Below are 22,179 nucleotides of genomic sequence, written 5' to 3'. Positions count from 1 at the left end.
CTTACAATTGAGAATCACACGAATCGGATAGGAAGTTTCTGCGACCCGAAGGGCTCGACGCGCTAACGCGACGGGTTCTCGACTTTCAAGGGCGGTCCCGCATGTCGGGGCCGCCCCTTTTTTATGCCTCTACCATGTCGCCATGATGCTAACGACTCGCAACAAGCTCTCTGGCGTTGAAAGCGCGCAAATCCGTCACTAGGTGAAATCGGACCGATACACTCCGATTAACCCTGGGACCGTCTTATGCGCCTGTCCAGCATGGCCGATTATGCCGTTGTCACAATGTGCGCCGCCGCGCGCCATTGCGGCTTTGCGCGCGTTTCGGCCTCGGATCTGGCGGAAGAAACGGGCCTGCCCCTGCCCACCGTGCAGAAGCTGGTGAGCGCGCTTTCCAAGGCCGGTCTGCTCAAGAGCATGCGCGGATCGGGCGGCGGGATAAAGCTGGCCCGTCCGGCGGCGGCCATTTCGCTCGCCGATATCGTGGAGGCCATCGAAGGGCCGATCGCGCTGACCGCCTGTGTCGAGGCGGGCCGCCATGATTGCGCGCTGGAGGCCAAATGCAGCGTGCGCCCGCACTGGGGCGTGGTGAACCAGGCGCTGCACGGCGCGCTGGACAATGTGAAGCTGAACCAGCTCGCCCAGCTGCCCGCAGCCTCAAAAGAACAAGAGATCGCATGAACAAAGAAACCACCATCGCTGAAGCCGATACCTCTGGCGGCGAAATTCAGGACAAGGCTGCGCGTGATGCCGCCCGCAAGCTGGAATCGTACGAATTCGGCTTCTCCTCGGATATCGAGCAGGAATTCGCGCCCAAGGGCCTGAATGAGGATACCGTCCGCTTCATCTCCGCCAAGAAGGGGGAGCCTGAATGGCTGCTGGAATGGCGGCTGAAGGCGTTCCGCCTGTGGTTGACGATGGAGGAGCCGGACTGGGCCAAGGTCGGCTATCCCAAGATCGATTACCAGGACGCCTATTATTACGCTGAGCCCAAGGCCAAGCCAAAGCTGGGCTCGCTGGACGAGGTCGATCCCGAAATCCTGCGCGTTTACGAAAAGCTGGGCATTCCGATTGCCGAGCAGGAAGTGCTCGCCGGCGTCGAAGGCGCGCGCAAGGTGGCGGTGGATGCCGTGTTTGACAGCGTTTCCGTGGCCACCACCTTCCGCAAGGAACTGGAAAGCGCCGGCGTCATCTTCCGCTCCATTTCAGAGGCGGTGAAGGAATATCCCGAGCTGGTGAAGAAGTGGCTGGGCAAGGTCGTGCCCCAGCGTGACAATTATTTCGCCGCGCTCAACTGCGCGGTCTTCTCTGACGGCACCTTTGTCTACATCCCCGAAGGCGTGCGCTGCCCGATGGAGCTGAGCACCTATTTCCGCATCAATGCGGAGAATACCGGCCAGTTCGAACGCACGCTGATCATTGCTGAAAAGGGCAGCTACGTCTCCTATCTGGAGGGCTGCACCGCGCCGATGCGCGATGAAAACCAGCTCCACGCCGCAGTGGTGGAACTGGTGGCGATGGAAGATGCCGAGATCAAATATTCGACCGTACAGAACTGGTATCCCGGCAATGCAGAGGGCCTTGGCGGGATCTATAATTTCGTCACCAAGCGCGCCCTGTGCCAGGGCGATCGCAGCAAGGTCAGCTGGACCCAGGTGGAAACCGGCAGCGCGGTGACGTGGAAATATCCGTCCTGCGTGCTCAATGGTGAGGACAGCGTGGGCGAGTTCTACTCGGTCGCCGTCACCAATAATTTCCAGCAGGCCGATACCGGCACCAAGATGATCCACAACGGCAAGGGCAGCCGGTCGACCATCATCTCAAAGGGTATTTCTGCCGGCAAATCGAACAACACCTATCGCGGCCTCGTCCGTGTGGGCGCGAATGCTGACAATGTCCGCAATTTCACCCAGTGTGACTCGCTCCTTCTGGGCAGCGAATGTGGCGCGCACACCGTGCCCTATATCGAAGTGCGCAACCCCACCGCGCAGATCGAGCATGAGGCCACCACCTCCAAGATCAGCGACGATCAGCTGTTCTACGCCATGCAGCGCGGGCTGGATCAGGAAGCCGCTGTGGCCCTGATCGTCAACGGCTTCGCCAAGGAAGTGCTGAAAGAACTGCCGATGGAATTTGCGGTTGAGGCGCAGAAACTGCTGGCAATCTCGCTGGAAGGGAGTGTGGGGTGAAGACAATCTACACCGACAATTACGGCGTCTATCCCTGGGCGATGCTCGCAGTTGCCCTGTACATGTTTTGGTCCGCCTACGAAGGTTTCGCAAGTGATGATGGGAATCGCTTGGGCCTTGGCATCGGAGCCGGTGCATTATTCCTCATTCTGGCGCTCAGGCGAGTATGGGACCGGCGGAACGCCCGTGTAGAGGGGCGCGATCCTTCGATTGTTCGAGTAGAGAAAAATGACTGAAAAAAAGACCCTCAAGATCCGCACCCCGTCGGCGGATGACACTGCGCCCGATCTCAAGAAGAAGGGGCGTGGCTGGGAAATCTCGGAAAAACGGCTCGACAATCTGCACGATCAGGCGCGCAAGTTGCGGCGCCATTCGACCGAGGCGCACAAGGCGCTGGCGGAGCGTTTCTCCAAGGCTGACATGGGCAGGCATGTGTTCAAGCGCCATGCGGTGATCGGCTCTGCCATTGTCGATTTTGGCTGCCACACGCTGGGCCTGGCTATCTCCATCGATGAGGAAGAGCCGGGCGTGGTGGAAACCCGCCGCGACAAGAGCCTGGAATCGGTCGGCGTGCGCGTGATGCGCATCAAGGCTGCCGATATCCTCGAGAACATGGACGATGTGCTCGCCCGCATCACCACCGTCATGCGGGAGCGCATAGCCGACAAGAACGTCGCCCGCGCCGCACACCGCGATGAAATGCGCCGGGGCGGCTCCGACCGCAACGATCGCCCCGGACGCTCCGACCGCCCGAATTACCCCAGGAAGTACTGATGCTGAAAATTGAAAACCTCCACGCCGAAATCGGTGGCACCAAGATCCTCAAGGGCCTGACTCTGGAAGTGGCCGCGGGTGAAGTGGCCGCGATCATGGGCCCCAATGGTGCGGGCAAATCCACGCTGGCCTATGTGCTGGGCGGGCGTCCGGGCTATGAAGTGACCGCAGGTTCCGTCACCTTCAAGGGACAGGACCTGCTGGATCTGGAACCGCATGAGCGCGCCGCGCTCGGCATGTTCCTGGGCTTCCAGTATCCGGTTGAAATCCCCGGTGTTTCCAATGTGCAATTCCTGCGCGAAGCGCTCAATTCGCAGCGCCGCGCCCGCGGGGAGGAGCCGCTTTCGGGCGGCGAATTCCTCAAGCTGGCGCGCGAGAAGGCGGCTCTGCTCAAGCTCGACATGGACATGATGAAGCGGCAGGTGAACGTCGGCTTTTCGGGCGGCGAAAAGAAGCGCGCAGAGATGGTCCAGATGGGCATTCTCGATCCCGCCTTTGCCGTGCTGGATGAAACCGACAGCGGCCTCGATATCGATGCCCTGCGCACCGTGGGCGATGGCATCAACGCCATCATGCGCGCGCCGGACAAGGGCGTGCTGCTGATCACCCATTACCAGCGCCTGCTCGACTATGTGAAGCCGGACAAGGTGCACGTTCTGGCCGCCGGCCGCATCGTCAAGACCGGCGGGCCGGAGCTGGCATTGCAGCTGGAAAGCGAAGGCTATGAGGCGGTGACTGCATGAGCGCGGCACCCATCACCCAGCCAGTCACACGGCCCACCATGCGCGACGAAGCATGGCGCTATGCCGATTTCGATGCGATTACGACTTTCGCACCCGAAGCCTTCGATGAATGGCGCGAGATTGACGTGGCGGCAGGCGAAACCTTCCGCGAATGCTTCATTCTGGATAGCGCCGCACCGACCTTGCGCCGCATCCGCATCAATGTGGCCAAGGGTGCACGCGCCGAAGTGTTCGCAGTCAATGCGGCGGGCGATTATGCCCGTGTGGAGCTGGCCGTCAGCCTTGCCGAAGGCGCACATTTCGAATTTGGCGGCGTGACCATTGGCGGCGGCGATGCCACGCGCGAATTCGTCACGCGGCTGGATCACGGCGCGCCCGATGCCACATCAAACCAGGTGGTTCGCAGCGTCCACTGGGGCCAGGCCACGGGCAATTTCCTTGGCCGGATCGACGTGGGCCGCGATGGCCAGCGCACCGATGCGGCGCAGGATTTCAAGGCCGTTCTGCTGGAGCGCGGAGCTTCGGCCAATGCCAGGCCCGAGCTGGAAATCTATGCGGATGACGTGAAATGCGCGCATGGCGCGGCCATCGGCCAGATGGACGAAATGGCCCGCTATTACATGGCCAGCCGGGGCATCGCGCCCGACATCGCGCGCGAACTGCTGATCCGCGCCTTCATCGCCGATGCCTTCGCCGCTCTTGATGACGAGGATGCGCGGGACGGACTGCTCGAAATTGCACTGAAAACACTGGGAGAGAGATGATGAAAAAACATGTTTTGACCCTTCTTCCCGCCGCTTTGCTGGCGGGTTGTGCCACCGTTGGAAGTCTTGAGCCGATCACCATTCCGGCAAGCGAATTCCGGCCGATCGAACGCGCCGACCGCGTCTTTGCAACCGAGCGCTGGGTGATCGATTATTACCTGCGGCTCGATGGCCGCGGCAGTGAGGAAGTGACCAGCCAGCTGGGCCGGGACGGCACCGGAAATGCTGACCGCGTCCTGCTGTTCTCGACAGACAATTATGCCGACGATTCGGTTCAGGGTGAGCAATGGCGCGTCGCGCTGGACAGCAGCGACATCGGCTATCTGGTGATCCAGGCGGGCAAGCGGTACAAATGCTATCGCGGTCCCAATGCCGGAAACTGGCAGCGCGATCTGTGTCCGTAAGCACCGATCATAAGGTGGCCGCGCTTGCGCGCCGGGCCGATTTTCCCGGGCTGGTAACGGCATCGGGCGCGGCATGGCATTATCTCGATTCCGCGGCAACGGCGCAAAAGCCGCAGGCGGTGATCGATGCCGCCAGCCGTGCGATGGGCCGCGATTATGCTACCGTCCATCGCGGGGTCTATGCGCGCTCGGCGGAAATGACGCTGGCCTATGAGGCGGCGCGCCGCCGCGTGGCGCAGTTCATCGGCGGGCAGGAGGATGAGCTCGTCTTCACCAGAGGTGCGACCGAGGCGATAAATCTCGTCGCGCAAAGCTGGGGACTTGCCAATCTCAAGTCAGGCGACCGCATCCTGCTTTCCGAGCTGGAGCATCATTCCAACATCGTGCCGTGGCAGATGCTGGCTGAGCGCGTGGGCGCGCAGATCGATGTCTGCCCGCTGACCGACGATGGCCGGATCGATCTGGACGCGGCGCAGGCGATATTGACCAGCGATCACAAACTGGTGGCCTTTGCCCATGTCTCCAACGTGCTCGGCTCCGTGCTGGATGCGCGCCGCGCGGCCGATCTGGCTCACGCAGTAGGCGCGAAGATATTGATCGATGGCTGTCAGGCCGTGCCGCGCCTGCCGGTTGATGTCACCGCGCTGGATTGCGATTTCTATGCCTTCAGCGCGCACAAGCTTTATGGCCCCACCGGCATTGGCGCATTGTGGGCGAAAGCGGATATCTTGAATGCCATGCCGCCGTGGCAGGGCGGCGGTGCGATGATCGACAAGGTCACTTTCGCGCGCACCACCTATGCCCCCGCACCGCAGCGTTTCGAGGCCGGAACGCCCGCCATCGTGGAGGCAATCGCCTTCGGTGCGGCCTGCGATTATGTCTCCGCCATCGGGCTGGAGGCCATTCACGCGCATGAGGCGGAGCTGGTGGCGCAAACGCGCGACGCGCTGCGCCAGATGAACGACATCACGCTGTTTGGCCCGGAAGACAGTGCCGGGATCGTCAGCTTCTCGATCGACGGAATCCACCCGCATGATCTGGGTACGATCCTGGATGAGGAAAACGTCGCCATAAGGGCTGGCCATCATTGCGCGCAGCCCCTGATGGACAAGCTGGGAGTACCGGCCACGGCGCGCGCCAGCTTCGGCATTTACAGCGATGAGACAGATGTTGCCGCACTGGTCCGCGGCATTGAACGAACCAAGAGGATTTTCGGCTGATGAACAAGCCAGAAGACAAGAAGGAATTTGTCGCGGCACCGCCGCCCAATGCGCAGGTTGTTGCCGAAGCGACAAAACCGCCACGCGCCCGGGTAGAAGATGCCGTAGAAGATGCTGCGGAGGATACACCGGTAGAAAGCGCCGCCGAAAAGCTCGAGCGCAAGCGCGATTACCTTGACGGTTTCCTCCAGCAGAAGCCGCAGAATGTCTCCCCCGGTGAACCCGGCGGCGATCTGTATGAGGAAGTTATCGCGGCGCTGAAGGACATCTACGATCCGGAAATCCCGGTGAATATCTATGATCTTGGCCTGATTTACGGGGTCGACGTGTCGGACGAGGCGGACGTGGTCGTCACCATGACGCTGACCACGCCGCATTGTCCGGTGGCCGAATCCATGCCCGCCGATATCGAGATGCGCATTGGCTCCATTCCCGGCGTGCGCGATGCCGAGGTCAACGTGACGTGGGACCCGCCTTGGGACCCGGCCAAGATGAGCGACGAAGCCCGCCTTGAGCTGGGGATGCTGTGAGCACACAGGCTCCCTCCCTCACGGTCGATCTGGCCGATTACTCCGATCCGCGCGATGCGGCGGATCTGGTGGCGCTGCTTGATGCCTATGCGCGCGATCCGATGGGCGGGGGCGAGCCCCTGTCTGACAAGGCGCGCGCAAACCTGGCCTCCGGTCTTGCCGCCACGCCGGGCGCGTTCTCGCTGATCGCGCGGGTCGATGGGCAGGCGCTGGGGCTGGCCAATTGCATCATGGGCTATTCGACATTCGCCGCCGCGCCGCTGGTCAATATCCACGATATGGCGGTCTTGCCCGGCCACCGCGGCAAGGGAATTGGCCGCGCGCTGATGGCCGCGGTTGAGGCCGAGGCATTGAAACGCGGTGCCTGCAAGATCACATTGGAAGTATTGACCGGAAACGAAACTGCCAGGGGCCTGTATGCCGCCTGCGGTTATGGTGACTATGTCCTCGATCCCGAGGCTGGCCACGCGGTGTTCTGGCAGAAGAGGCTGACATGAGGGAAACCAAGATCAAGACCCGCCAGATTCCCGCCGCCGTCACGCTGACGCCGCGCGCCGAGCAGCGCATCGCCGATCTGATGGCCAAGGCGCCCGAAGATGCGATCGGGGTCAAGCTCTCGACCCCGCGCCGCGGCTGTTCGGGCCTCGCCTATTCTGTCGATTATGTGACCGCGGAAGTGGCATTTGACGAGAAGATCGTCACGCCCGGCGGCACGCTCTACATCGATGGCGCCAGCGTGCTCTATCTGGTGGGCAGCGTGATGGACTGGGTGGAGGACGACTTCACCGCCGGATTCACCTTCGCCAACCCCAACGCCAAGGGCGCCTGCGGGTGCGGCGAAAGCTTCATGGTCTGAAATCCCGCGGACCGGCGGCAATCGCCGGGTCCGTTGAAGCCAGTCCTCAGGCCTCGCCCAGTTCCTCGGCAATGAAGGCCATCAGCGCCTGGTCATAATGGTCGCTCAGCCCGTTGGCGGCGATCTGCTGGTCGAGCCAGTCCTGCTCATAGAGCGAAAACGAAGCCGCCTCCTGCACCAGTTCATCGCGGCCGGGGAGCTGCCCCTTTTGGCCAAACACCACCCCAAAGGCATTGGGCGCAGATTGTGCCATGCGGCCCATGAAATGGCCGATGTTTGGCTTGTTGCGGCTGACAAAGCTCTCCAACTCCACCATCCGCTCACGGCTGAGCTGGGCGCTGGGTGAGGCAAAACCCATCAGGTAATTGCCCACGCCCTGGACGAACAGTTCCATGAATTCCGGCGCATTGGCTGCTTCGAGTGTCGCGTCCTTCAGGCGAAAGAGCATTTCAGCTTCGCGCTGGCTTACGGCAGCGGGCCGGTCACTCGCCTGACCGAAAATGACCCGGCGCATGATGGTGCATTCGCTGGGCGTCACATGGGTGTTGGACAGTTCTCCGCCATCGCGGGTGGGGCCAACGCCGGTCAGGACGGCGCGTTCAATTTCCCGCAGCACGAAGTATTTCAGCGCTTCGGGGACGTTGCAGGCCTTGTCGGTGATCTCCACCAGCAATTGCAGCTCTGTCATGGAGCACAGATGGCCGTCGCGCTCGATCTCGACGATCAGCCAGCCAGCCTCGCTGTCGCTGGCATAGCCGCGCGGCTCGGTGCCGTTGAGGACATATTCCTTGATCGCCTCGACAAAGAAATCGCTCCAAACGGGCGTGCGATCTGCAATTGCGCGTTGCAGCGAGAAGATGGCCGAAGCCTCCTCCCGCGTGATCGTGCCATTGGCCCAGCCTGCGGCGCGTAGCTGCAGAATCTCATCATCGGAAATGGCACCGTCAACTGCGGCCTGGCGCGTGAAATCGGCAAATTGGGCAGTCATTGCTCGCATCGTCCCCTTGATCGGAAGGGGTGTCTATCGCGCAATAGGCTTAAATTCTCCTTACCCGCGCCACCCTCAGCGCTGTCGGCGCAGCGCCTGCATGCAGGAGTAGCGGTCCACTTCCGCGCCATCGCTGGCCCGGCGGGCCTCCAGCCATGTCGCCACCGGCTCACCCCCGGGCCGCAGCGGATAGAGATAAATGTCCATGACGCAGGCCGGGGCAGCAAATTGCAGCTTGCGCATATCGCCTTCGGTGACATCCAGCCGCGGATCGCCGAATTGCCGCACCAGACTGCGCGCATCCTCGCGGATTACTCCGCTCAGACCCGGCCCGCTCTGGATTTCCGGCATGCGAAAGCCTGCCACGGGCGGCGGGGGCGGAGAGGTGGGTGGTGGGGCCGGCTGCTGAGTGGGCACACGGCTGGGCGGCGGCGGGCCAGCCGGTCCTTGCGGCGCGCTGACGCAGGCAGAGAGCAGAAGGGTCAGGCCCAGGGTTGCGATGATGCGCATGTCAGCAGGCATTCTTTCTATGGACCAGATGCGCGGCACCGGCCGCCCCCAGTACTGGCGCAAGGAAGTTAACGAAGGGTACCGCCAGCATAGCGGCTACAACGCCGCCAAGCACAAATCGCTCCCACTTGCTGACCGGGCACAGGTCTTGCGGTTGCTGGCGATGGCGCAGCCAGACCATGTCCTGCAATTCGCGCCCCACCAACAGGGCGTTGACCAGCCAGAACAGCAGCGCCGTTCCGACGCCTGTAAACAGCAGCGCCAGCGCGAAGGGCAGGGCGATCAGATTGGCCAGCAGAGCGCGGCCCGCTCCGCGCAGGCTGTTGCGCATCTGCTCGGCAAAAGTCAGCTCCCGCGCGGCACTGGCGGCATGCGGATAGTGCCGCGCCTCCACCGCATGGACCACGTCTTCGGCATAGAACTGGATCACCGCCATCGCGGTGATGCGCCAGGTCAGCCACAATCCCGTCAGCGCCAGCAGGGCAGACGCCACTTCGCGCAGGTTGCCCGCGCCGGTGAACATGGCATCGCCCAGTCCCAGCCATTCCAGCGCCGCATCGAAGGCGTACCAGCCCGCCCAGGCCAGCGCGACAAAGGCGACGATGGTCACGCCAATGCTCTTGAAAAGAATGCGCAACACCTTGCCATCGGCAAGCTGGCCGATCGCGAGCATCAGAGAGGTGGCAATTGCTGGCATTGTTGGCTTGCGATTGCTTCTGTGAGCGGCCAAGTCAATCTTTCGACCCTATCTTGGAACCACGGGAATAAACATGTCCGAACCACGTTATGATGTAATCGCCATCGGTAATGCCATTGTCGATGTAGTGGCCTCCTGTTCAGACGAGCTGATCGAGGAGCTGGGTATGACGCGCGGCGGCATGACCCTGATCGATGCCGACCAGGCGCGCGACCTTTATGATGCGATGGGTCCGGCGCGTGAAATCAGCGGCGGATCGGCGGCCAACACGCTGGCCGGCCTGTCCGCCCTGGGCGCGCAATGCGCTTTCGTGGGGCAGGTGGCGGATGATCAGCTGGGGCAGGTCTTCGCCCATGATATCCGCGCCGTGGGGATCGATTTCGATATTGCCGCGCGCGAAGGCGAACCGCCCACCGCGCGCTGCCTGATCTTCGTCACGCCCGATGGCCAGCGCACCATGAACACCTTCCTGGGCGCATCGCAATTCCTGCCCGCCGATGCTCTGGATGAGGAAGCCGTGGGCGGCGCACAGATCCTCTATCTGGAAGGCTATCTGTGGGACCCGGAAGAGCCGCGCGCAGCCATGCGCCGCGCTATTGAAAGCGCCAAGGCGGCGGGCCGCAAGGTCGCTTTCACCCTGTCGGATGCCTTCGTGATCGATCGCTATGGCGATGACTTCCGCGCGCTGATCGCCGATGGACTGATCGACATATTGTTCGCCAATGAAGTGGAGCTGGCCGCCATTACCGGCGAGGCAGACTTCGAGGCCGGCCTCGCCACGCTGGAGGGCAAGGTCCCGGTGCTGGTGGTGACCCGCAGTGAGAAGGGCGCGGTTTCCATCGCCCATGGCGAACGGGCGGCAGTATCCGCCGAACCGGTCGAACACGTGGTCGACACCACCGGCGCGGGCGACCTTTTCGCCGCCGGTTTCCTGTTCGGCTATGTCCGCAGCAAGCCGCTGGAGACTTGCCTGCGCATGGGCTCCATCGCCGCCGCAGAAGTTATCAGCCACTACGGTGCCCGGCCGGAGGCCGATCTGGCAAAGCTGATGCAGGAGAAGCTGGGCTAGGGCTGGTTATCGAAACCGGATTCGCCGAGAAGATCGTCGAGAAACAGCGACATGAGCATGGGCTGCCCGGTCACTTCGGCCTTGGCATAGACCTGGCTCAGTTGCGAGCGGACGGTGCCACCGGCGGCTCCGCGCATCTCGGCGATCTCGGCGCTTGAAAAGCCCTTCAGCGCAAACAGCGCCACTTCGGCTTCGGATCGCGACAGGCCCCAGTCGGCAAAGCGGTCCTGGATCAACTGGCCCAGTGCCCCGCGCGCGGCGGACAATGCCCGATCGCGGCGGCGTGCCTCGCTCTGGAGCCGCGTGAAGGTCAATGCGGCATAGGCGATTCCGGCCAGCAGGGCGAAGCCGACCAGCAGGTCCAGCGCAAACAGCGGGCCGAACTTGCCATCCCGGGACCAGCGACTTTCGCCCACCGCATCGAAGATGAAATAGATCGCGGCCACGGCCTGAAGGCCGATCACGGCCAGCGCCATCGCGGGCTTGTTCGCGGGTGTTGCTGCCATGGTACTTATGTTGATCCCCGCCGGTTTGAACATCTGCTTATACACTGTTTCTGAGGCCAGACGTATCTCACCTGCATGCATCACGCAGCAGGAGATATGCGTTGGACGACAATCTGAAATCCGCACTGACAAAGGTGCCTGCGGTCACGCTCGGTTTCTGGATCATCAAGATCCTGGCCACCACCTTTGGGGAGACTGCGGGCGACACGGTCAGCATGTCGATGAATCTGGGCTATCTTGTCGGCACGGCCATCTTTGCTGCGATTCTGCTGGCGCTGGTGATCTGGCAGATCCGTGCGACAAGGTTCCACCCGGCGCTTTACTGGACCACCATCATCGCCTCCACCACTGCGGGCACGACGATGGCGGATTTTGCCACGCGCTCGATGGGGATCGGCTATCCCGGCGGTTCGCTTTTGCTGCTGGGGCTGGTGCTGCTGTCGCTGCTGGCGTGGCGTATGGCTCTGGGCACGATATCGGTCGATTCGGTGCATGAGCCCAAGGCGGAGATCTATTACTGGGTCACCATCACCTTCTCGCAGACGCTGGGCACGGCGCTGGGTGACTGGGTGGCCGATGGGCCGCTGGGATATCTGGGCGCGGCGGTAATCTTCGGTGGCTTGCTGGCGCTGGTCGCGGTGGCCTACTGGCGCACCAAGGTGAGCCATGTGGTACTGTTCTGGCTGGCCTTCATCCTCACCCGCCCGCTGGGCGCAGTGGTCGGCGATTTCCTCGACAAGCCGGTCGCCAGTGGCGGCCTCGAACTCAGCCGCGGTGCGGCCTCGCTGGTGCTGGGCGCGGCGATCGTGCTGCTGGTGTGGCTGGTGCCGCAGCGGGCCGGGAGCAGGGCTGCTGCTGCCTAGCCGCCCTTGGTCCGCGCAATTTCGCGCCAGCCGATGTCGCTGCGGTAGAACCCGCTGGGGAAATCCACCTTGGCCACGGCGGCGTAGGCGGCTTGTTGTGCCGCCTGCACGTCCGTGCCCCTGCCTGTGACGTTCAGCACCCGTCCGCCGCTGGCGCGCAAGGTGCCGTCATCCTCGTCCAGCGTGGTGCCGGCGTGGAAGACCTTGGCGCCGTCTGCCTCTGCTTCGGCAATGCCGCCGATGGTGCCGCCTTTTTCGGGCGTGCCGGGGTAGCCCCTGGCGGCCATCACCACGGTCAGGGCGGCATCGCGGGAGAAGCGCGGACGCTCCATCGCGGCAAGGCTGTTGTTGGCGCAGGCCAGCAGGTAATCGGTCAGGTCGGATTCCAGCCGCATCATCAATACCTGGCATTCCGGATCGCCGAAGCGGCAGTTGTACTCCACCAGCTTGGGACCTTCGTCGGTCAGCATCAGCCCGGCATAGAGCACGCCGGAATAGGGCATGCCCTCATCCGCCATCTGCTTTACCGTGGGGGCGATGATCTTCTGCATCACTTCCGCCCGCAGTTCCGGGGTGAGCACGCGCGCGGGGCTGTATGCGCCCATGCCGCCGGTGTTGGGGCCGGTGTCGCCTTCGCCCACGCGCTTATGATCCTGCGCACTGCCGAAAGTCACGATGGTGGCGCCATCGGTGATCGCGAACAGGCTCACTTCCTCGCCGGTCATGAATTCCTCGATCACCACTTCGGCACCCGCATCGCCGAATGCGCCGTCAAACATGTCTGCCAGCGCGGCTTCGGCATCGGCGCGGTTTTCGGCAATCACCACGCCCTTGCCCGCCGCCAGCCCATCGGCCTTGAGCACGTATGGGGCCTTGAACCCGTCCAGTGCGGCCACTGCCTGTTCCAGCGATGTGGCGCGGACATATCCGGCGGTGGGAATATTGGCGCGGTCGCACAACTGCTTGGTGAAGCCCTTGCTCCCTTCCAGCTGGGCAGCGGCGGCGGAGGGGCCGAACACGGCGAAGCCCTCTGCGCGCAGGGAGTCGGCAAGCCCGTCCACCAGCGGTGCTTCGGGGCCGATCACCACCAGGCCGATCTGCTCCTGCTCGCAAAAGGCGATCACCAGTTCATGGTCGGTCACGTCGATGTTGAGACATTCGGCATGGTCCGCGATTCCCGGATTTCCCGGGGATGCGAACAGCTTTCCGCCTTCTTCGGCGATCACACGGGATTGCGCCAGCTTCCAGCTAAGCGCATGTTCGCGTCCGCCCGATCCCAGCAAGAGGATGTTCATGCCCGGCTCCAATTCCAGTTCCGATTTTGATTCTGCAAGTGATGGGCTGGTAGCCAAGGAGAGCGCCGGGGACAATTCCGGTGCCTTGACCATCACCGAGATTTCGCAGGCACTCAAGCGCACGGTGGAGGACCGGTTCGGCCATGTGAAGCTGCGCGGCGAGCTTTCGGGCGTGAAGCGCGCCGCCTCCGGCCACCTCTATTGCAGCCTGAAGGATGAAGGCGCGGTGATTGACGGGGTGATGTGGCGCGGATCGACGCAGCGCCTGTCCTTCGTGCCCGAAGACGGCATTGAAGTGATCGCGACGGGCAAGCTGACGACCTATCCGGGCCGGTCGAAATACCAGATCGTGATGGAGCGGATGGAGATCGCCGGTGAAGGCGCGCTGCTCGCCCTGCTGGAAAAGACCCGCAAGCGGCTGGAGGCGGAAGGCCTGTTCGCGCCTGAGCGCAAGCGGCAGCTGCCGTTCATTCCCACAACCATCGGCGTGGTCACATCGCCCACCGGTGCGGTGATTCGCGATATCCTCCACCGGCTGGCCGATCGCTTTCCCAGCCATGTGCTGGTGTGGCCGGTGCTGGTGCAGGGCAATGGCGCCGCCGCGCAGATCTCGGCTGCGATAAACGGCTTTGGGGCGATGCCCGAAGGCGTACGGCCCGATCTGCTGATCGTGGCGCGCGGCGGCGGATCGATAGAGGATCTGTGGGCCTTCAATGAAGAGGTGGTGGTGCGCGCCATCGCTGCCTCGCCGATCCCCACCATTAGCGCGGTGGGGCATGAAACCGATACCACGCTGGCCGATTTTGCCGCCGATGCGCGCGCACCCACGCCCACCGCCGCCGCCGAAATGGCGGTGCCGGTGCGGGCGGACCTGGCCAATACGCTGGATGATCTGGGCCTGCGCCAGCGCAAGACCGCTCTGCGCCCCGTCACTCTTGGACGCGAGCGGCTGGAGGCGCGTGCACAGCGCCTGCCCCGGCCCGAACAATTGCTGCAATTGCCCGCGCAGAAACTGGATGACCTGGGTGAGAAATTGCGCCGCGGCCTGCTCGACCGTGCAGCTTCGGGGCGGGAGCGGCTGGGCGCGCTGCGCCTCTCGCCCGCTGTGCTGGAGCGCAACTGGCGCGAATCGAAGCAGCGGCTCGATACCGTCCGACTCTCGCCCATGCTGGTCACGCGGCCGATTGCCGAAAAGGCGCAGAAACTGGCGGCACTGGCGCGGCTGGCCGAGCAATTGCATCCCGAAAAGCCGCTCCAGCGCGGATATGCGATGGTTTTCGATGCAGCGGGCAGGCCGGTGACGGACAAGGCTTCAGCGCAGGTAAAGCCTTCGCTCGCCATACGTTTTCGCGATGGCGATCTTCAGGTGGTGCCGGCGGGCAGGAAAAAACCGGCCCAGCCCAAGGCTCCAGCGGCAGAAGGTGGCCAGCCCAAATTGCTTTAAGACCAGCCTCTTGATAGGGATGCGCGCATGTTGATGTCTTCTTCCGAAAATGCCGCAACGCTGATTTACGGCCCCAACGGGTTTCGCGTGATCAAGCCCGGCCACTTTGTCGTCTGCGCCGTCAGCGGCGAACCCGTTCCGCTGGAGGAGCTGCGCTATTGGAGCGTGGACCGGCAGGAAGCCTATGCCAGCGCGGAACTTTCCACCCAGCGCGCCCTTGGCCTGAAGTGAAACTGGCCTTCAGGCTTCTGGCCCTGATCTCAGGCGTTGCCCTGGCGGGCGGCTATGCGCTTGCTTCATCGCAGCAGGGCCAGACAGGCGAGGCTGCCAGACAAGGCGCAGCTTCATCCGCTTTCCCGGCGCTGGAAACCGCATCGCGAGTGGCCGACATGTCCGATGGCTTCGTGTTCGAAGGGGATACCACCCAGGGCGGCTGGCTGCGTGGACGAGTGCCGCACGGCACCGTCGCTGCGCGGCTGGGCGATCAGGACCTGACTTTCAACGAAGAAGGATATTTCTTCGCCGCCTTTGACCGCGATGCAGGGCCGCAAGCGCAGCTGGTCGCGCAGCTTGAAGATGGCCGCGAGGTGACGGCAAATCTGGCGGTAGCCCCGCGCGACTGGCAGATAGAACGCGTCAACGTGGCGCGCACTGCCGGCGGTGCAAGTGCGGAATTCATGGAGCGCCGCCGCCCGGAACTGGCGCGGATCAATGCCGCACGCAATGTCGATGCCCCCGCCACCGGCTGGAGCGAGCGCTTCATCTGGCCGCTGACGGGCCGCATTTCGGGCCGCTTCGGATCGCAGCGCATCTATCGCGGGGAACCGGGCAGCTATCATTCGGGGATCGACATCGCCACCGGCGGCACCGGCAACCCGTTTGTCGCGCCTGCCGCAGGGGTGGTGACGCTGGCAGCGGAAACGCCGTTCAGCCTGGAGGGATATCTGCTGATCATCGATCACGGGCAGGGCCTCAACAGCGCCTTCCTGCACCTGTCCGAAATCGCCGTGAAACCGGGCGATGTGGTGGAACAGGGGCAATATCTGGGGCGCATCGGCTCTTCCGGGCGCGCTACCGGGCCGCATCTGCACTGGAGCCTGAAATGGCACGATGCGCGGCTCGATCCGCTGCTGTTCACCGGCCCCATGCCGTGATGCTGCAAAAGGCGCGACGCCGTGCCTTATAGCCGGCGCAAGTGGCGCCTTGCCGCCCTTGTCCTGCTGGCCGTGCTGCTGATCCCGGGAACTTTCTGGCGCAGCGAAATGGCGCCTGTTGCCGATGCGCAGGTGCGCTTTGTGCCGCTGGCCCTGCCTTCCGGCAGTTCGGGCGATGCAAGGCTTACGGCAGAGGCCGCGTGGGAAATTCGCAGCACCGATCCCTTCTTCGGCGGGTTCTCCGCCTTGCTGGCACGGCCAGATGGACGGCTGACGGCATTCTCCGATCGCGGCGGCAGCATCACCTTCCACCCGCCCGGCTCCGGCAATTCGATCCCGGAGTATCAGGATTACCTGCTCCCCGGCGTGCTCGACAAGAATGGCAAGAATGCCTTTCCGGATATCGAATCGGTCGCGGCGGACCCGGCAACGGGGCGCATCTGGCTGGGTTACGAGAATGCCAATGCGATCCGCCAGATCGGTGATGGCGATGCCAGCTTCCCCCTTGTGCGCCCGCCCGCCATGCGCGGCTGGCCGCTGAATGCCGGGGTGGAGGCGATGGCATGGTTGCCGGGCAAAGGCCTGCTGGTGATGCGGGAGAACGGCGGAAAGGGCCTGTTCTTCCCCTTTGATCCCACCAGCCAGGACGGGCAGCCGCAGCGAATCACCTATCCGGTTCCGCCGGGTTATGCGGTGACGGACATGGCGGCGCTGCCAGATGGCCGCCTGCTGGTGCTGACCCGTTCGCTGGCGCTGGCCTATCCGCCCTTTTCGATCCGGCTGTTCCTTGCCGACGCGCCCGATTTCGAATCGCAAGAAGGCTGGCAGTGGGAGGAGATCGCGGGTTCGGATCATCACCCCGCTGCCGATCTGGAAAACATCATCCCGCGCGACAATTACGAAGGGATCGCGGTGTCACCCCGCGGCGATGGCGCGCTTACCGTGTGGCTTGTCTCCGACGATAACATGGCCGCGATCCAGCGCAGCCTGCTGGTGCGCCTGCGCTGGGACCCGGATGCGACCGCCAGCGGGCAATAGCGGGCGGGCAACAATGGGTAGGGCCACGAAAAAGGGCGCCCTGCCTTGCGGCGGGCGCCCGTTTTTCAAGCCATCACAAATGTGATCAGGCAGCTTCGGCGGTTGCCGCCGCAGTTGCCTTCTTCAGCTCACGCTTCACCTTGACGGCGCGCGTGGACAGCTTTTCGTCCTTGGTCTTCAGCAGCCAGTTATCCAGACCGCCGTTGTGCTCCACCGAGCGCAGGCCCTGCGTGCAAACGCGGAACTTGAAGCTGCGGTCCAGCTTTTCGGAGATCAGCGTGACGTTCTGCAGATTGGGCAGGAACACACGCTTGGTCTTGTTGTTGGCATGGCTGACATTGTTGCCGACCTGGCGGCCTTTGCCTGTAAGTTCGCAGATGCGCGACATGACGAAACTCTCTCGCTCGAAAGGTGAATCAGTAAACAGCGTTCGCTGGGAAAGGCGGGCGCATACAGGGGGGTTGGCGGCACGTCAAGCAAAGGCGGGCGTGAAAACCGCCCATTGCCGTGACTTGCGCCAGCGTATAGCCCGCATCGCATGACCCGCTGGCCTATTCCTGCACCCATGATGGAGGCGCTCGACCTTGCGCGCAAGGCTGCCGATTCGGGCGAAGTGCCGGTGGGCGCGGTGGTGGTGCTGCGCGGCGAGATTATCGCCGGTGGCTTCAACCTGACCCGCACCGACTGCGATCCCACCGCCCATGCGGAAATTGTCGCCCTGCGCGAGGCTGCACGCAAGCTGGGCAGTGAGCGGCTGGGCGAGTGCGACCTGTTCGTGACGCTGGAGCCTTGCGCCATGTGTGCGGGCGCCATTTCCCACGCCCGGATCGCCCGCCTCTATTACGGCGCAGCCGATCCCAAAGGCGGCGCGGTGGAGCACGGCGCGCGCGTGTTCGATCAGGTCCAGTGCCTGCACCGGCCAGATGTCTATTCCGGCATTGGCGAGGGAGAGGCGGCAAAGTTGCTGCGCGATTTCTTCAGCGACCGCCGATAGACCCTACAATCCGCGCCAGATTCGCACCTGCTCATCATCGGCAGGCCCATATTGCTGCGGCGTGCAGCGGACCGGCTTGAAATCGCGCGCGTAACACAGCCGCATTTCCTCCAGCCAGCCGCGCGCATTGATCTTCAGACCGATATGCCCGGCCTCCCAATAGGGATTGGCCTCGGCAAAAGCGTTGCGGATGTCGCCAGCCGTCAGGCCGTCCCGCCGGGAAATGCGATCGTAATCGGGCCAGCGCAGCGAGCTCCACAGCACCTGCGTGACGCGGAAATAGGTTTGCGGGCGCACGCCCATGCAGCTGCCATGCTTGGCCCATTCATGCGCCAGCAGCCACGCATCGGGCGTCAGGCACAGGTTCTGGCGCAGGATGGCGGGCGATGGCTCGCTGCGCACCGGGCACCACTGCGGGAAGGAATTGCCCCGGCCATTGGGCCACAGGCCGTGGACAATGAAACCGAAACTGCCGCCCTGCCCGGAACACTGGCGGGCGTTGCGCGGATTGTCCTCGCGATTCCGACAAAACTCCGGCGACCATGACAGGGCCAGCGTATAGCCTGCCACCGGCATCTGCCGTGTTGGCCCATCCTGCGTGATGCGCGGCACGGATATGCCCGTGGTCGGTATGGTGCACTGATAGGCCTGAGCGTGAGCGGTGGCGGTCATCAATGTCAGGAGCGTGGCAAGCGTGATCGCGCTAATCGAAGTGTTCCGCATGCGGACGCCCCTTCCAGTCAAACCAGTTCCGTGCCTGAGGCGTAAAGAGCATGCCAGCGGCAAACAGGGCAAGGGCCTGCGCGCCGAGAAACGTGACAGGGTAGAATGTAGCTCCATCGCTCTGCAGCAGCAGGCCAACGATGGCGGGCATATTGATAAGCCTGCCTATGGCAAGAACGGTAACCATCCACCGGGCAAACCTGCTCGCGAGGAACCACACCAGCAGAACTGGAATCAAGGCGATCGATAGCCGTGCGCTGGTGATGACAATCACCCAATCATCGGTCAGCGCGACACCACTTCCTGCAAGCACGCTTATTGCCACCTCTTCTCGGTGAGAGATCTCCCACACAAAGGCCAGCAGGGCCTGAAGCATGAATGCCGCCGCGAACAGGCGGATTGCCAGTGGCCTTGGGCCAGACGCCCTTCTCACAGCGGCGTGAAGTCGAGCCCGATATCGGCAGCAGGCGCACTTTGCGTCAGGCGGCCGACGGAGACATAGTCCACGCCCGTTGCGGCCTTGGCGGCGATGGTGTCCAGGTTGATACCGCCCGATGCCTCTGTCTTCGCGCGCCCGGCGATCAGCTGCACCGATGCGCGCAGGGTGGCCGGGTCCATATTGTCGAGCAAAATGTGGTTTGCGCCCGCTGCCAGTGCCGCTTCGATCTGGTCGATCCGGTCAACCTCGCAGATGATGTCCTTCACCCCGGCCTCGCGTGCGCGGCGGACCGCTTCGCCCACGCTTCCGGCGACGAGGATGTGGTTGTCCTTGATCATCGCGGCATCCCACAGGCCCATGCGGTGGTTGTGCGCACCGCCCATCGTGGTGGCGTATTTCTCCAGATGGCGCAGGCCGGGAATGGTCTTGCGCGTATCGAGCAGGCGGGCGCTGGTTTCGCCCATCGCATCGACATATTCGCGCGCCATGGTGGCAATGCCGGACAGGTGCTGAACGGTGTTGAGCGCGCTGCGCTCTGCCGTCAGCATGGCGCGGGCATTGCCTTTCAGCCGCATCAGATCGGAACCTGCGGGAACCTGCGCGCCTTCTGCAACCAGAATATCGATCCGCATGTCAGGGTCCAGCGCGCGGAAAAAGGCCTCTGCCACCGGGAGGCCCGCCACCACGATCGGATCGCGGCTGTCCATCACGCCGGAAAACTGCGCATCGGCGGGAATCACGCTCTCGGCAGTCACGTCATGCCCGCCGCCGGGCAGTCCCACGCCAAGGTCCTCATCCAGAGTGGCACGGACGAAGGCCGCAAGGTCGAAGCCGGGAAGTGTGAAATTGCTCATGCCCCGCGTGTGAAGGATTTTTGGCAGAGCCTCAAGCGGAGGAGTTTGTGATTCGCGCGCGGGGATTTTTGTTTTACGCCCGCGCATCCGCACGCGCGGCTGCGCGGGCGTAAAACCAAATGCTAATGCACGAACCGCGCGACCACATCGCGGTAGCTGCGACTGACTTTCACCTCGGCGCCCGATTCCAGCACCAGGAAGCATTCGCCATTGGTGTGCGGGCGGACCTGGCGCACCAGGTCGAGATTGACGATGGTGGAGCGGTGCACGCGCTGGAAGTTCTTGGGGTCGAGCCGGCGCTCCAGATCCTTCATCGTCTCGCGCAGGATCAGCGAATTCTCGCCGGTGAAGATGCACATGTAATCCCCGGCGGCGTCGATATGTTCGATGCTGTCCACGTCGACACGGAAGATCTTGCCCTGATCCTTGATGTTGATGATCTTCTCATAGCGCGCGGCGGCTTCTTCATCGCCGTCCATGCCTTCAAGGCTCTCTGGCGAAACCTCGGCCAGCACGTCCTTCAGCTTCAGCGCCTCTTCGGCGGAGCGTTTCTCCGCCAGTCGCACGCGCACGCGCTCCAGCGTATCGGCCAGCTTCGCCTCATCCACCGGCTTCATCAGGTAATTCACCGCATTGGCTTCAAACGCGCGGATGGCGTGTTCCTGATAGGCGGTGACGAACACGAACAGCGGCGGTTCGATTTCCATCACGCCCTTGACCACGGAAAAGCCGTCAAAGCCGGGCATCTGGATGTCGAGGAACACCAGATCGGGCTTGAGCGTCTTGATCGCCCGGATCGCCTCGCGCCCGTTGGCGCAGGTCTCGATCACTTCGACGTCGGCGAAGGGCTCCAGCCGCAACAGCAGGCCCTGAATGGCCAGTTTCTCGTCATCGACAACAATGGTGCGAATGGTCATGAGCTGGTTCCGATCGGTTGCTGGGAGGGTTCGGCCTGAACGGGCCGGGGCGGTGGAAGTTTCCCGCTCAGGCGGTCATCTTCTTCGGACATGGTCGCTTCATATGGAATTTCAATGATGACGGTGAAGCCGCCGTCCGGCGGGGTTTCAATGTCGAAGCGATGGTCCTCGCCATAGGCCTGCGCCAGGCGGTCACGAATATTGGCCAGTCCAACGCCGGTGGAATCAGACCTGCTGGCGGTGGGCGTATTGCCGATGATCTCGGTGCGGCGCGATCCCTGAAGGCCCGGCCCGGTGTCCGAAACGGTAATCCGCAGCTTGTTGCCCAGCAATTGCGCGGCAAGGCTGATACGCGCCCCTTCCTCCTGCGCGGAGACGCCGTACTTGATCGCGTTTTCGATCAGCGGTTGCAGCAGCATGGAGGGGATGGCGGCATTGGCGGCGGCGGGATCGATGCGAAATTCGGTGCGCAAGCGCTCCTCAAACCGCATCCGCTCAATCTCCAGATAGAGTTGCAGCGTCTCCACCTCCTGCGCCACGGTCACTTTCCCGCCAGGCTGGGTCACCAGCGTGTGGCGCAGAAAGCTGGACAGGCGTGTCAGCATCGCATTGGCGGGCGCGGTCTGCTTCATCAGCACCAGCGTGCTGATCGAATTGAGCGTGTTGAACAGGAAATGCGGATTGAGCTGGTATCGCAGCATGGCCAGCTGCGCAGCCGTCGTCTGCGCCTCCAGCCGCTCCAGCCTGTCTGCCTGTTCTTCCACCTGAAGGAAAAAATTGATCGCGTAATACAGCGCCGACCACGCGCCCAGCAGCGTCATGTCGAGGTAGAACACGCCCAGCACCAGGCTGGCGAAATTGGCCTCGCTCCCGGCCTGATACAGGCTGATGGTCCAGGCGTTGATGATGGCCGAAACCACCACCGCGGCAGCCAGCACCAGCGTGGTCGCGCCCCAGGTCACCAGCGGGCGGCGATTGATCAGCTGGCCGTAGATCACCGACAGGATCAGGCTGATGGAAAAGCCGGTGATGGTGGCGATCAGCACCAGCACCAGGAAATCCAGAGGGCGTTCATTGGCGATGGCGGTGGCCGAACGCAGCACCATCGCTCCGCCCCAGCCAATCAGCTGCAAGCGCCAGAATGCACGGTTCTTGTCAGCAAAAAACGGCGTTGGCCGGAACGGCAGCATGACGATGCTGCCGGTCAC

29 protein-coding genes are annotated in these 22,179 nt (G+C 63.2%); 18 read left to right on the top strand and 11 right to left on the bottom strand.

Annotated elements, in window-relative coordinates; all coding sequences use genetic code 11:
* The first annotated feature begins 246 nt into the window (after positions 1-246).
* Genes GRI32_RS07385 through GRI32_RS07335 form a run of 11 tightly spaced genes read left to right on the top strand, consistent with a single transcriptional unit; the run spans position 247 to position 7,480 of the window.
* Positions 247-681 (top strand): SUF system Fe-S cluster assembly regulator, encoded by a 435-nt coding sequence (locus GRI32_RS07385; RefSeq protein WP_160590758.1) that lies wholly within the window; start codon positions 247-249, stop codon positions 679-681.
* Entirely contained in the window at positions 678-2,189 is a 1,512-nt protein-coding gene (gene sufB, locus GRI32_RS07380) for a Fe-S cluster assembly protein SufB (protein ID WP_160590757.1), read from the top strand. Before GRI32_RS07385 ends, sufB begins: the two co-directional genes overlap by 4 nt.
* Positions 2,186-2,425: a hypothetical protein gene (locus tag GRI32_RS07375; RefSeq protein WP_160590756.1), complete on the top strand. Its 240-nt coding sequence runs from the start codon at positions 2,186-2,188 to the stop codon at positions 2,423-2,425. The genes sufB and GRI32_RS07375 overlap by 4 nt, the downstream gene beginning before the upstream one ends.
* Positions 2,418-2,963, top strand: a complete 546-nt coding sequence (locus GRI32_RS07370) for an endonuclease domain-containing protein (protein ID WP_160590755.1) — start codon at positions 2,418-2,420, stop codon at positions 2,961-2,963. The genes GRI32_RS07375 and GRI32_RS07370 overlap by 8 nt, the downstream gene beginning before the upstream one ends.
* The gene (gene sufC / locus GRI32_RS07365) at positions 2,963-3,706 is read left to right on the top strand and encodes a Fe-S cluster assembly ATPase SufC (RefSeq protein ID WP_160590754.1); all 744 of its coding nucleotides are present in this window, start codon (positions 2,963-2,965) and stop codon (positions 3,704-3,706) included. The genes GRI32_RS07370 and sufC overlap by 1 nt, the downstream gene beginning before the upstream one ends.
* Positions 3,703-4,470, top strand: coding sequence for a SufD family Fe-S cluster assembly protein (locus tag GRI32_RS07360; protein ID WP_160590753.1), 768 nt, complete (start codon positions 3,703-3,705; stop codon positions 4,468-4,470). Before sufC ends, GRI32_RS07360 begins: the two co-directional genes overlap by 4 nt.
* Positions 4,470-4,874, top strand: coding sequence for a hypothetical protein (locus GRI32_RS07355; RefSeq protein WP_160590752.1), 405 nt, complete (start codon positions 4,470-4,472; stop codon positions 4,872-4,874). Before GRI32_RS07360 ends, GRI32_RS07355 begins: the two co-directional genes overlap by 1 nt.
* Positions 4,865-6,094 carry an aminotransferase class V-fold PLP-dependent enzyme gene (locus GRI32_RS07350; RefSeq protein WP_337190182.1) on the top strand — a complete coding sequence of 410 codons (1,230 nt, stop codon included), beginning with the start codon at positions 4,865-4,867 and terminating at the stop codon, positions 6,092-6,094. The genes GRI32_RS07355 and GRI32_RS07350 overlap by 10 nt, the downstream gene beginning before the upstream one ends.
* Complete coding sequence (locus GRI32_RS07345) at positions 6,094-6,624, top strand: SUF system Fe-S cluster assembly protein (protein WP_160590750.1); 531 nt, start codon at positions 6,094-6,096, stop codon at positions 6,622-6,624. The genes GRI32_RS07350 and GRI32_RS07345 overlap by 1 nt, the downstream gene beginning before the upstream one ends.
* Complete coding sequence (locus tag GRI32_RS07340) at positions 6,621-7,121, top strand: GNAT family N-acetyltransferase (protein ID WP_337190181.1); 501 nt, start codon at positions 6,621-6,623, stop codon at positions 7,119-7,121. Before GRI32_RS07345 ends, GRI32_RS07340 begins: the two co-directional genes overlap by 4 nt.
* On the top strand, positions 7,118-7,480 hold the full coding sequence (locus GRI32_RS07335) for a HesB/IscA family protein (RefSeq protein ID WP_160590749.1): 363 nt from the start codon (positions 7,118-7,120) through the stop codon (positions 7,478-7,480). The genes GRI32_RS07340 and GRI32_RS07335 overlap by 4 nt, the downstream gene beginning before the upstream one ends.
* A gap of 46 nt (positions 7,481-7,526) precedes the next feature.
* Here the strand turns inward: GRI32_RS07335 and GRI32_RS07330 are convergent, their stop codons facing one another.
* The 3 genes from GRI32_RS07330 to GRI32_RS07320 form a co-directional block, all read right to left on the bottom strand.
* Positions 7,527-8,468, bottom strand: a complete 942-nt coding sequence (locus tag GRI32_RS07330) for a hypothetical protein (RefSeq protein WP_160590748.1) — start codon at positions 8,466-8,468, stop codon at positions 7,527-7,529.
* A gap of 75 nt (positions 8,469-8,543) precedes the next feature.
* Entirely contained in the window at positions 8,544-8,978 is a 435-nt protein-coding gene (locus tag GRI32_RS07325) for a hypothetical protein (RefSeq protein WP_160590747.1), read from the bottom strand.
* 1 nt (position 8,979) lies between these two features.
* The gene (locus GRI32_RS07320) at positions 8,980-9,651 is read right to left on the bottom strand and encodes an EI24 domain-containing protein (protein ID WP_237437435.1); all 672 of its coding nucleotides are present in this window, start codon (positions 9,649-9,651) and stop codon (positions 8,980-8,982) included.
* 97 nt (positions 9,652-9,748) lie between these two features.
* Between GRI32_RS07320 and GRI32_RS07315 the strand changes: the two genes are divergently transcribed.
* Positions 9,749-10,744 carry an adenosine kinase gene (locus tag GRI32_RS07315; protein ID WP_160590745.1) on the top strand — a complete coding sequence of 332 codons (996 nt, stop codon included), beginning with the start codon at positions 9,749-9,751 and terminating at the stop codon, positions 10,742-10,744.
* Here GRI32_RS07315 and GRI32_RS07310 read toward each other — a convergent pair.
* Complete coding sequence (locus tag GRI32_RS07310; protein ID WP_160590744.1) at positions 10,741-11,250, bottom strand: helix-turn-helix transcriptional regulator; 510 nt, start codon at positions 11,248-11,250, stop codon at positions 10,741-10,743. The genes GRI32_RS07315 and GRI32_RS07310 overlap by 4 nt on opposite strands.
* 101 nt (positions 11,251-11,351) lie before the next feature.
* On the opposite strand from GRI32_RS07310, the gene GRI32_RS07305 reads away from it, so the two are divergent.
* A complete protein-coding gene (locus tag GRI32_RS07305; protein WP_160590743.1) occupies positions 11,352-12,113 on the top strand; it encodes a COG4705 family protein in 762 nt (253 codons plus the stop codon).
* On the opposite strand, the gene purD is transcribed toward GRI32_RS07305, so the two are convergent.
* Positions 12,110-13,408: a phosphoribosylamine--glycine ligase gene (gene purD / locus GRI32_RS07300; RefSeq protein ID WP_160590742.1), complete on the bottom strand. Its 1,299-nt coding sequence runs from the start codon at positions 13,406-13,408 to the stop codon at positions 12,110-12,112. The genes GRI32_RS07305 and purD overlap by 4 nt on opposite strands.
* On the opposite strand from purD, the gene xseA reads away from it, so the two are divergent.
* From xseA to GRI32_RS07280, 4 genes are read left to right on the top strand one after another with little or no spacing between them, the layout of a single operon-like run.
* Positions 13,407-14,852 (top strand): exodeoxyribonuclease VII large subunit, encoded by a 1,446-nt coding sequence (gene xseA / locus GRI32_RS07295; protein WP_160590741.1) that lies wholly within the window; start codon positions 13,407-13,409, stop codon positions 14,850-14,852. The two genes, purD and xseA, sit on opposite strands and share 2 nt — an antisense overlap.
* Before the next feature lie 27 nt (positions 14,853-14,879).
* The gene (locus tag GRI32_RS07290) at positions 14,880-15,083 is read left to right on the top strand and encodes a DUF2093 domain-containing protein (protein ID WP_160590740.1); all 204 of its coding nucleotides are present in this window, start codon (positions 14,880-14,882) and stop codon (positions 15,081-15,083) included.
* Positions 15,080-16,006: a M23 family metallopeptidase gene (locus tag GRI32_RS07285; RefSeq protein WP_337190180.1), complete on the top strand. Its 927-nt coding sequence runs from the start codon at positions 15,080-15,082 to the stop codon at positions 16,004-16,006. The genes GRI32_RS07290 and GRI32_RS07285 overlap by 4 nt, the downstream gene beginning before the upstream one ends.
* Before the next feature lie 21 nt (positions 16,007-16,027).
* A complete protein-coding gene (locus GRI32_RS07280) occupies positions 16,028-17,044 on the top strand; it encodes an esterase-like activity of phytase family protein (RefSeq protein WP_160590739.1) in 1,017 nt (338 codons plus the stop codon).
* Between the two features lie 85 nt (positions 17,045-17,129).
* Here the strand turns inward: GRI32_RS07280 and rpmB are convergent, their stop codons facing one another.
* A complete protein-coding gene (gene rpmB, locus GRI32_RS07275; protein WP_160590738.1) occupies positions 17,130-17,432 on the bottom strand; it encodes a 50S ribosomal protein L28 in 303 nt (100 codons plus the stop codon).
* A gap of 150 nt (positions 17,433-17,582) precedes the next feature.
* Between rpmB and GRI32_RS07270 the strand changes: the two genes are divergently transcribed.
* The gene (locus tag GRI32_RS07270) at positions 17,583-18,038 is read left to right on the top strand and encodes a nucleoside deaminase (protein ID WP_160590737.1); all 456 of its coding nucleotides are present in this window, start codon (positions 17,583-17,585) and stop codon (positions 18,036-18,038) included.
* A gap of 3 nt (positions 18,039-18,041) precedes the next feature.
* Here GRI32_RS07270 and GRI32_RS07265 read toward each other — a convergent pair whose 3' ends face one another.
* From GRI32_RS07265 to GRI32_RS07245, 5 genes are all read right to left on the bottom strand, one after another.
* Complete coding sequence (locus tag GRI32_RS07265) at positions 18,042-18,710, bottom strand: ribonuclease T2 family protein (protein WP_160590736.1); 669 nt, start codon at positions 18,708-18,710, stop codon at positions 18,042-18,044.
* A gap of 31 nt (positions 18,711-18,741) precedes the next feature.
* Positions 18,742-19,137, bottom strand: coding sequence for a hypothetical protein (locus GRI32_RS07260; RefSeq protein WP_160590735.1), 396 nt, complete (start codon positions 19,135-19,137; stop codon positions 18,742-18,744).
* A 53-nt stretch (positions 19,138-19,190) separates the two neighbouring features.
* Positions 19,191-20,054 carry a carboxylating nicotinate-nucleotide diphosphorylase gene (gene nadC / locus GRI32_RS07255; RefSeq protein ID WP_160590734.1) on the bottom strand — a complete coding sequence of 288 codons (864 nt, stop codon included), beginning with the start codon at positions 20,052-20,054 and terminating at the stop codon, positions 19,191-19,193.
* A gap of 122 nt (positions 20,055-20,176) precedes the next feature.
* Positions 20,177-20,971, bottom strand: coding sequence for a LytR/AlgR family response regulator transcription factor (locus GRI32_RS07250; RefSeq protein ID WP_160590733.1), 795 nt, complete (start codon positions 20,969-20,971; stop codon positions 20,177-20,179).
* Positions 20,968-22,167 (bottom strand): histidine kinase, encoded by a 1,200-nt coding sequence (locus GRI32_RS07245; protein ID WP_160591113.1) that lies wholly within the window; start codon positions 22,165-22,167, stop codon positions 20,968-20,970. The genes GRI32_RS07250 and GRI32_RS07245 overlap by 4 nt, the downstream gene beginning before the upstream one ends.
* Between the last annotated feature and the right edge of the window lie 12 nt (positions 22,168-22,179).

It is taken from the genome of Alteraurantiacibacter aestuarii (assembly GCF_009827405.1).
Taxonomy (GTDB): domain Bacteria; phylum Pseudomonadota; class Alphaproteobacteria; order Sphingomonadales; family Sphingomonadaceae; genus Alteraurantiacibacter; species Alteraurantiacibacter aestuarii.
Note: the sequence above shows the minus strand (reverse complement) of the source record. Positions and strands in the feature narration are given on the sequence as shown.

Bases quoted from the DNA above. Each gene is read 5' to 3' on its own strand.
- GRI32_RS07385 (WP_160590758.1), top strand. From the start codon at position 247: ATGCGCCTGTCCAGCATGGCCGATTATGCCGTTGTCACAATGTGCGCC.
- sufB (WP_160590757.1), top strand. From the start codon at position 678: ATGAACAAAGAAACCACCATCGCTGAAGCCGATACCTCTGGCGGCGAA.
- GRI32_RS07370 (WP_160590755.1), top strand. From the start codon at position 2,418: ATGACTGAAAAAAAGACCCTCAAGATCCGCACCCCGTCGGCGGATGAC.
- sufC (WP_160590754.1), top strand. From the start codon at position 2,963: ATGCTGAAAATTGAAAACCTCCACGCCGAAATCGGTGGCACCAAGATC.
- GRI32_RS07360 (WP_160590753.1), top strand. From the start codon at position 3,703: ATGAGCGCGGCACCCATCACCCAGCCAGTCACACGGCCCACCATGCGC.
- GRI32_RS07355 (WP_160590752.1), top strand. From the start codon at position 4,470: ATGAAAAAACATGTTTTGACCCTTCTTCCCGCCGCTTTGCTGGCGGGT.
- GRI32_RS07345 (WP_160590750.1), top strand. From the start codon at position 6,094: ATGAACAAGCCAGAAGACAAGAAGGAATTTGTCGCGGCACCGCCGCCC.
- GRI32_RS07335 (WP_160590749.1), top strand. From the start codon at position 7,118: ATGAGGGAAACCAAGATCAAGACCCGCCAGATTCCCGCCGCCGTCACG.
- GRI32_RS07330 (WP_160590748.1), bottom strand. From the start codon at position 8,468: ATGACTGCCCAATTTGCCGATTTCACGCGCCAGGCCGCAGTTGACGGT.
- GRI32_RS07325 (WP_160590747.1), bottom strand. From the start codon at position 8,978: ATGCGCATCATCGCAACCCTGGGCCTGACCCTTCTGCTCTCTGCCTGC.
- GRI32_RS07320 (WP_237437435.1), bottom strand. From the start codon at position 9,651: ATGCTCGCGATCGGCCAGCTTGCCGATGGCAAGGTGTTGCGCATTCTT.
- GRI32_RS07315 (WP_160590745.1), top strand. From the start codon at position 9,749: ATGTCCGAACCACGTTATGATGTAATCGCCATCGGTAATGCCATTGTC.
- GRI32_RS07310 (WP_160590744.1), bottom strand. From the start codon at position 11,250: ATGGCAGCAACACCCGCGAACAAGCCCGCGATGGCGCTGGCCGTGATC.
- xseA (WP_160590741.1), top strand. From the start codon at position 13,407: ATGCCCGGCTCCAATTCCAGTTCCGATTTTGATTCTGCAAGTGATGGG.
- purD (WP_160590742.1), bottom strand. From the start codon at position 13,408: ATGAACATCCTCTTGCTGGGATCGGGCGGACGCGAACATGCGCTTAGC.
- GRI32_RS07290 (WP_160590740.1), top strand. From the start codon at position 14,880: ATGTTGATGTCTTCTTCCGAAAATGCCGCAACGCTGATTTACGGCCCC.
- rpmB (WP_160590738.1), bottom strand. From the start codon at position 17,432: ATGTCGCGCATCTGCGAACTTACAGGCAAAGGCCGCCAGGTCGGCAAC.
- GRI32_RS07270 (WP_160590737.1), top strand. From the start codon at position 17,583: ATGACCCGCTGGCCTATTCCTGCACCCATGATGGAGGCGCTCGACCTT.
- GRI32_RS07265 (WP_160590736.1), bottom strand. From the start codon at position 18,710: ATGACCGCCACCGCTCACGCTCAGGCCTATCAGTGCACCATACCGACC.
- GRI32_RS07260 (WP_160590735.1), bottom strand. From the start codon at position 19,137: ATGCTTCAGGCCCTGCTGGCCTTTGTGTGGGAGATCTCTCACCGAGAA.
- nadC (WP_160590734.1), bottom strand. From the start codon at position 20,054: ATGAGCAATTTCACACTTCCCGGCTTCGACCTTGCGGCCTTCGTCCGT.
- GRI32_RS07250 (WP_160590733.1), bottom strand. From the start codon at position 20,971: ATGACCATTCGCACCATTGTTGTCGATGACGAGAAACTGGCCATTCAG.